This window comes from Sphingomonas bacterium, from assembly GCF_903643035.1.
In the GTDB taxonomy this organism is placed as follows: Bacteria; Pseudomonadota; Alphaproteobacteria; order Sphingomonadales; family Sphingomonadaceae; genus Sphingomonas.
On sequence record NZ_CAHJWW010000146.1, the window covers coordinates 1 to 6,936 of the forward strand.

5 protein-coding genes, 1 tRNA gene and 1 pseudogene are annotated in these 6,936 nt (G+C 68.3%); 3 read left to right on the plus strand and 4 right to left on the minus strand.

Annotated elements, in window-relative coordinates; all coding sequences use genetic code 11:
• Positions 1-290 precede the first annotated feature (290 nt).
• Together HUV01_RS10100 and HUV01_RS10105 are read left to right on the plus strand one after the other, a co-directional pair.
• Entirely contained in the window at positions 291-971 is a 681-nt protein-coding gene (locus HUV01_RS10100; RefSeq protein ID WP_174298143.1) for a prolyl hydroxylase family protein, read from the plus strand.
• 99 nt (positions 972-1,070) lie between these two features.
• Positions 1,071-1,451 carry a hypothetical protein gene (locus HUV01_RS10105; protein ID WP_174298144.1) on the plus strand — a complete coding sequence of 127 codons (381 nt, stop codon included), beginning with the start codon at positions 1,071-1,073 and terminating at the stop codon, positions 1,449-1,451.
• 405 nt (positions 1,452-1,856) lie between these two features.
• On the opposite strand, the gene HUV01_RS10110 is transcribed toward HUV01_RS10105, so the two are convergent.
• From HUV01_RS10110 to lon, 4 genes are all read right to left on the minus strand, one after another.
• Positions 1,857-3,116 (minus strand): metal-dependent hydrolase family protein, encoded by a 1,260-nt coding sequence (locus HUV01_RS10110; RefSeq protein ID WP_174298145.1) that lies wholly within the window; start codon positions 3,114-3,116, stop codon positions 1,857-1,859.
• A 236-nt stretch (positions 3,117-3,352) separates the two neighbouring features.
• Positions 3,353-3,427 (minus strand) — tRNA-Val (locus HUV01_RS10115).
• 95 nt (positions 3,428-3,522) lie between these two features.
• Entirely contained in the window at positions 3,523-3,795 is a 273-nt protein-coding gene (locus tag HUV01_RS10120; RefSeq protein ID WP_174298146.1) for an HU family DNA-binding protein, read from the minus strand.
• Positions 3,796-3,956: 161 nt separating this feature from the next.
• Positions 3,957-6,350 carry an endopeptidase La gene (gene lon, locus HUV01_RS10125; RefSeq protein ID WP_174298147.1) on the minus strand — a complete coding sequence of 798 codons (2,394 nt, stop codon included), beginning with the start codon at positions 6,348-6,350 and terminating at the stop codon, positions 3,957-3,959.
• Between the two features lie 201 nt (positions 6,351-6,551).
• On the opposite strand from lon, the pseudogene HUV01_RS10130 reads away from it, so the two are divergent.
• Positions 6,552-6,936 (plus strand): annotated as a pseudogene (locus HUV01_RS10130) (M1 family peptidase); the annotation flags it as partial.

Sequence of the window (6,936 nt, forward strand, 5' to 3'; positions counted from 1 at the left end):
GCTCGGCCGGGCGCCAGTCGCCCAGCGGGCCGACCGGGGTCGCCACCGCCCACACCAGCCGCGCCGCCTGGATCGCCAGCAGCCCCAGCAACGCCAGCTCCGCCGCCGAATAGACGTTCACCGCCGGCAACCGCCGCACCCATCGACGCGCCCTCGCGTCGAGCACCAAGCGCATAACTCTCCAATCCCCACCGCACACCGGCCGCGCCCGTCGTCGTCGCCCAACGCCCGGCTTCATGAAGCATTCGCGCCGGTTGCGCTAGGGCGAGCCGGGCTGGCATAATGGCGACATGGCGACGATCGATCCTGCCCCCGCGCCGGCGGCGGCGCTTCCGGGCTCCGGCCTCGACCCCGCCCCCGTCGTCGCGCGTCTCGCCGCGCAGCCCGGCGTGCAGCGGGTGCCAAGCCCGAAGCTGACGCTGTTCCTCCGGCGCGGCTTCCTGTCGCCCGGCTCCTGCGCCGCGCTGATCGAGCGGATCGACGCGGGGCGGCGGCCGTCCACGATCTCCGACGACATCGGCGTCGCCGACTTCCGGACCAGCGAGACCTGCGACCTCGACCGCGCCGATCCGGTGGTGGACGAGGTGGAACGCGCGATCCTGGCGCTAACCGGCCTGCACCGCGCGTTCGGCGAGCCGATCCAGGGCCAGCGGTACGCGATCGGGCAGGAGTTCAAGGGCCACACCGACTATTTCGAGCCCACCGGCGTCGACTACCAGCGGTATTGCGGCGTGGCGGGCAACCGGACGTGGACGGTGATGGTCTATCTCAACGAGCCGGAAGCGGGCGGGGCCACCCGGTTCAAGGCGATCGACAAGATCGTCCAGCCAGAGACGGGCAAGCTCGTCGCCTGGAACAACCGCCGGCCGGACGGCACGACCAACCCGGCGACGATCCACCACGGCATGAAGGTGCGCGCGGGGGTGAAATACGTGATCACGAAGTGGTTTCGAGAGCGGGAGTGGCGGTAAGAAACCCTTGAAGTTGCTGAAGTATCGAGCCGAGGACGTGAAGACGATGCACAGGACGCTCGAACATTTCGCCGGGTTGGGTTTGGAGCGATCAGCGTCATGAACACGATCCATCGTCGTGACCTACTGATCGGATTTGGAGTGTCGATTGCCGGCTCTCCCGCACTGGCGTTGCGCCCGCACGGCCGCACAACGGTGATGGTCATGGCCAGCATGCATAAGCGGCTCGCGTCGAGTAAGCGATACACATACGACGACCTTTACTCAGCCGTTGCTCGGTTTCATCCCGATTGGGTTGGGGTGGAAATACGCAATGAAGATCTCGGCAAGCCGGACGAGTATCTCCTCGACAACTATCCTGTCGAAATGGTGGAACTCGCGCACCATTTTCCGTCTCGGACTTTCGGTTTCGATTGGCTTGGCGATGAGATTGCGGGACGGCCGATCCCCAAGGATTGGTGGACAGTCCAGAGCCCATAAAAAAGCTCGAAGAGACCATGGATTTCGGAGCGTTACCGCAAGACTTGAGACATAAGCATCTGGTTACGAGGCTCGCATCTTTGTCGAACCGGCAGGATCAGCTTCTATCAACTGCGACGGTACGCAATATAACGGATGGTCGCTATGATAGGGTGACGGCTGCCTATTACGACACGGTGCGGCATTTGACGGCCGGAACCCGGTACGCTGCACTCCCAGTTTTCTACAGACGTCGAGATGAGAAAATCTGCAGTAACATCGTAGCGGCTATGCTCGTTCGGCCGGGTACCAAAATAGCGATAGTGACGGGAGCGGACCACCACGGTGCTGTCATATCGGCACTGACCTCCTGTCATCTCCCTCTCGTCATTCTCCCCGTCCACTGACGAGCGGTAATCGACCACATCACTCCCGCACCACCTCGCCACCCTTCATCACCAGCCGCACGCGCTCCAGCGCGGCGATGTCCCGTGTCGGGTCGCCGTCCACCGCCACCAGGTCCGCCGCCAGCCCCGGGCGGATCGCGCCCAGCCGGTCCGCCAGCCCCAGCACGGCCGCGTTGCCCGCGGTCGCGATCGTCAGCACGCGGGCGGGGGCGAGCCCGCCCCAGGCGACCATCAGCTCCTCCTCGCGCGCGTTGCGGCCATGCGCGAACACGCCCGTGTCGCCGCCCGCGCACAGAGTCACGCCCGCCTTCACCGCGGCAGCGAAGCTCGCTCGCTTGGCGGTGATCGCGGGCGGCTCTGGCGCCTGCCCGTTCCAGCCGCGATAGCGCGTGATCGCCTCCGTCGCCGCGAGCGTCGGGCAGAGCGCCGTGCCGCGCGCCTTCATCAGCTGGAACACCTGCGCGGTGCCCTCATCGCCATGCTCCACCGTGTCGACGCCCGCCAGCGTCGCGCGGCGCATGCCCTCGGCGGTGTGCGCGTGCGCGGCGGCCTTGCGCCCCGCGTCGTGCGCCGCCCCTACCGCGCCCGCCATCTCGGCGACGGTGAAGGTGGGCGTGGAGCCGCCCGGACCCCCGAGCCAGTGATAGTCGGCGTAGAGCTTCACCACGTCCGCGCCCTCGCCCATCTGGCGGCGCGCGGCGGCGGTCACGCCCTCGCCGCTCGCCTCCTCGGCGCCCTGCGGCACGTCGAACGCAAGCCCGCGCGGCCCGTAGGAGCCGGTGGCGACGATCGCGCGGTTGGCGGACAGCACGCGCGGGCCGGGCACGATCCCCTGCTCGATCGCGAGCTTCAGCCCCTCGTCCGCATTGCCCGCGCCCTCCGTTCCCAGGTCGCGCACGGTGGTGAACCCGGCCATCAGCGTCGCCCGCGCCGCCGCCACCGCGCGCGCGGTGCGCAGGCTGAGCGGCTCCTTCAGCACCTGATCGTTCCAGTTCGTCTCGTCATAAGGGTGGAGGAACAGGTGGACATGGGCATCGATCAGTCCCGGCAGCACCGTCGTCCCGGGCAGCCGCCGCTCCTCCGCGCCCGCCGGCAACGACAGGTCGGGGCCGACCGCGACGATCTTCCCGTCCGCCACCAGCACCCGCCACCCGGCATGGGCGATGCCGTCCGTGGCGGTGAAGACGCGGTCGGGTTCGAGGAGGATGGGCGCCCGCGCGGCCGGCGGAGCCGCGGCGGTGGCTAGCAGGGCCGCTCCGATCAGACCGAAACGCTTCACTTCCACCCTCCCCGTTCACCCTGAGCCCTTCGACGTCGCTCGGGACAGGCCTGTCGAAGGATTGTCTTCTCACGACAGGAAGAAGAAGGACAGCCCTTCGACAAGCCTGTCCCGAGCGACGTCCTGAATGGTTCTGGGAGGGCTCCGTGGCCGGACGGCGCCGCAGCGTCGATCGGGGCAGGCGCCCCGCCGGCCGTGCCCGCGCGAGGCGGCTGACGCCGCTTCGCGCTCCGCCATGGTGGGCGCGACAGGGATTGAACCTGTGACCCCACCCGTGTGAAGGGTGTGCTCTACCGCTGAGCTACGCGCCCGATCGTTCCGCCGCGAAGCCGCTGGCGGAAACCGGAAGCGCGCCTTTAGGCGGCCGTTCGTCCGCTGTCCAGACCATGCCGCGCCCGGCCGTCGATCAGTTGACGCTGTCCTTCAGCAGCTTGCCCGCCTTGAACTTGGGATTGTGCGAGGCCTTGATCGTCATCGGCTCGCCGGTGCGCGGGTTGCGGCCGGTGGATGCCTTGCGCCGCGACAGCAGGAAGGTGCCAAAGCCGACCAGCCGCACCTCGTCCCCCTTCTTCAGCGTGACCGCGATCGTGTCGAACACCGCCTCCACAGCGCGCGCCGCATCGCCCTTGGCGAGACCGGCGGAGTCCGCCACGGTCGCGATCAATTCCTGCTTGTTCATGCCTGCGCTTGCCCCCGATGCGAACACGGGGCCTCGCACACGACATGGCGGCATCCCCAAGGCCGGCAGTAAGACTGCCGCCGCGTCGGCTGTCAAATCGAAACCGCCGCCCACCGGAAGGCGGGCGGTGGGGCTTCGATCGCCCGGGTCCCCCGGGGTCCTCAGTGGTGCAGCTCGCCGCCAGCCAGCGCGATCGTCGCCGGGGGAAGCGCGGCGAGCTCGTCCGCGTCGGTCCAGTCGATCGCCTCCAGCGGTCGCGTCAGCGCCAGCGCCAGCACCTCGTCGACATGCGCCACGGGAACGATCTTCAGCGCGTCCTTGATGTTCTGGGGGATGTCGGCGAGATCCTTCTCGTTCTCCCGGGGGATCAACACCGTCTCTATTCCGCCGCGCATCGCCGCCAGCAGCTTTTCCTTCAGCCCCCCGATCGGCAGCACGCGCCCGCGCAACGTCACCTCGCCGGTCATCGCCACTTCCCTGCGTATCGGCGTGCCGGTCAGCGTCGAGACGATCGACGTCACCATGCCGACACCCGCCGACGGCCCGTCCTTGGGCACCGCGCCCTCGGGCAGGTGGATGTGGATGTCCTTGCGGTGGAACAGGCTCGGCTTGATGCCATAGGAGGGCGCGCGCGCCTTCACGAACGAGAAGGCGGTGTCGATCGACTCCTTCATCACGTCGCCGAGCTTGCCCGTCACCTTGGCCGCGCCCTTACCGGGCACCGTCACGCTCTCGATCGTCAGCAGCTCGCCGCCCACCTCGGTCCAGGCCAGGCCCGTGACCGCGCCGATCTGATCCTCCTCCTCCGACAGGCCGTGCCGGAACTTGCGGGTGCCGGCGAACTCGTGGAGGTTGTCGGGCGTCACGACGATCGCGGCGTCCTTGCCCTCCAGGATGCGGCGCAGCGCCTTGCGGCACAGCCGCGCGATCTCGCGCTCCAGCGTCCGCACACCCGCCTCGCGCGTGTAATATTGCACCAGCGCGCGCAGGCCCTGGGTCGTGAGCGTGAACTCGCCGGCCTTGAGGCCATGCGCCTCGACCTGCTTGGCGACGAGGTGACGCTCCGCGATCTCGACCTTCTCGTCCTCCGTATAGCCCTCCAGCCGGATGATCTCCATCCGGTCGAGCAGCGGCTGCGGCAGGTTGAGGGTATTGGCGGTGCATACGAACATCACGTCCGACAGATCGATGTCGATCTCCAGATAATGGTCGTTGAACTTGGCGTTCTGCTCGGGGTCCAGGACCTCCAGCAGCGCGGACGCGGGATCGCCGCGGAAATCCTGGCCAAGCTTGTCGATCTCATCGAGCAGGAACAGCGGGTTGGACGCGCCCGCCTTCTTGAGGTTGGTGACGATCTTGCCCGGCAGCGAGCCGATGTACGTCCGGCGATGACCGCGGATCTCCGCCTCGTCGCGCACCCCGCCCAGCGACTGGCGGATGAACTCGCGGCCCGTCGCCTTGGCGATGCTCTTGCCCAGCGACGTCTTGCCGACGCCCGGCGGGCCGACGAGACACAGGATCGGCCCCTTCAGCTTGTTGGTGCGCGCCTGCACGCCGAGATACTCGACGATCCGGTCCTTCACCTTCTCCAGCGCATAGTGGTCCTCGTCCAGCGTCGCCTGGGCGGCGGCGATGTCGCGGCGTATCTTGGTCTTCTTGCCCCACGGCAGGCCGAGCAGCACGTCGAGATAGTTGCGCACCACCGTCGCCTCGGCGCTCATCGGCGCCATCGTCTTCAGCTTCTTCAGCTCCGTGGTCGCCTTGGTCCGCGCCTCCTTGGACAGCTTGAGCGTCGCGATCTTCTGCGCCAGCTCGGCGATCTCGTCGCCGTCGCCTTCCTCGCCGTCGTTGCCCAGTTCGCGCTGGATCGCCTTCAGCTGCTCGTTGAGGTAATACTCGCGCTGCGTCTTCTCCATCTGGCGCTTGACGCGGCTCTTGATCTTCTTCTCGACCTGCAGGACGCCGAGCTCGCCCTCCATCAGCGCATAGGCCATCTCCAGCCGCCGGAGCGGATTGGCCTCCATCAGCAGCGCCTGCTTCTCGGCCACCTTGACCTGCACGTTGGCCATGACGGCGTCGGACAGCTTGGCCGCCTCGACCAGCTCGGCGATCTGCGTCGCGGTCTCGGACGGCAGCTTGCGGTGGAGCTTGGCGTAGTTCTCGAACTGTTCGACGACCGTGCGCATCAGCGCGGCGACCTCAGGCCCCTCCACCTCGATGTCCGCCACCTGCTCGACCTCGGCGGTCAGAAAGCCGTCCGCCTCGCTCAGCGCCTCCATCGTCGCGCGCTGCCTGCCCTCGACCAGGACCCGGACGGTGCCGTCGGGCAGCTTCAGCAGCTGAAGCACGGTGGCGGTGACGCCCATCGTGTATAGGTCGTCGCGGGCGGGATCGTCCTCACCCGGATCGAGCTGCGCGACGAGAAATATCTCCTTGTCCGCCGCCATCGCCGCCTCCAGCGCGGCGACCGACTTGTCGCGGCCGACGAACAGCGGGACGATCATGTGCGGGAAGACGACGATATCGCGTAGCGGAAGAAGGGGGTAGCTGGTCATGAAAGCTCCGGCGGGTCCCGGATGGGCGCCCTCTCACGTCGGTATATGGGGCGAGGTAACGGAACCATCAATCGGGCGCGCGCTGGCGGGACCTTCCCGGGCCGTTGGGGCCGAGCCTGTCGAGCCCCTGTCCTTCTTCCACCGACGCGGGCAGAGGCGAAGCAGCCCTTCGACAGGCTCGGGGCGAACGGAAGACAGAAGATGATCCTCGTCCCCTTGCTGACGCTCGCCGCCGCCCAGGCCCTTCCCGGAAAAGGCGAGCCGCCGCTAACCGCGCAGACGATGCGCTCGGGCGGGCCGGTGGCGCCCGAACAGGCCGCGCTGGTGTTCGAGGCGGCGGACCTCCGGTTCGAGGTGCTGCCCGACACGCACGCGCTGAACGGCGTCGCGACGCTCACCTTCCGGCTGGAGGCGCCGCTGTCGCGGCTGCTGGTCGACCTCGACCGCAACCTGCCCGTCTCCGCGATCAGCATCGACGGCGAGCCGCTGGCCCCCGCCGCGTGGAGCAACCCCGACGGGCGGCTGGCGATCGCCCTGCCCCGCCCGCTGGCGGCCGGCGCGCGGGTCACCGCCCGCATCGCCTATG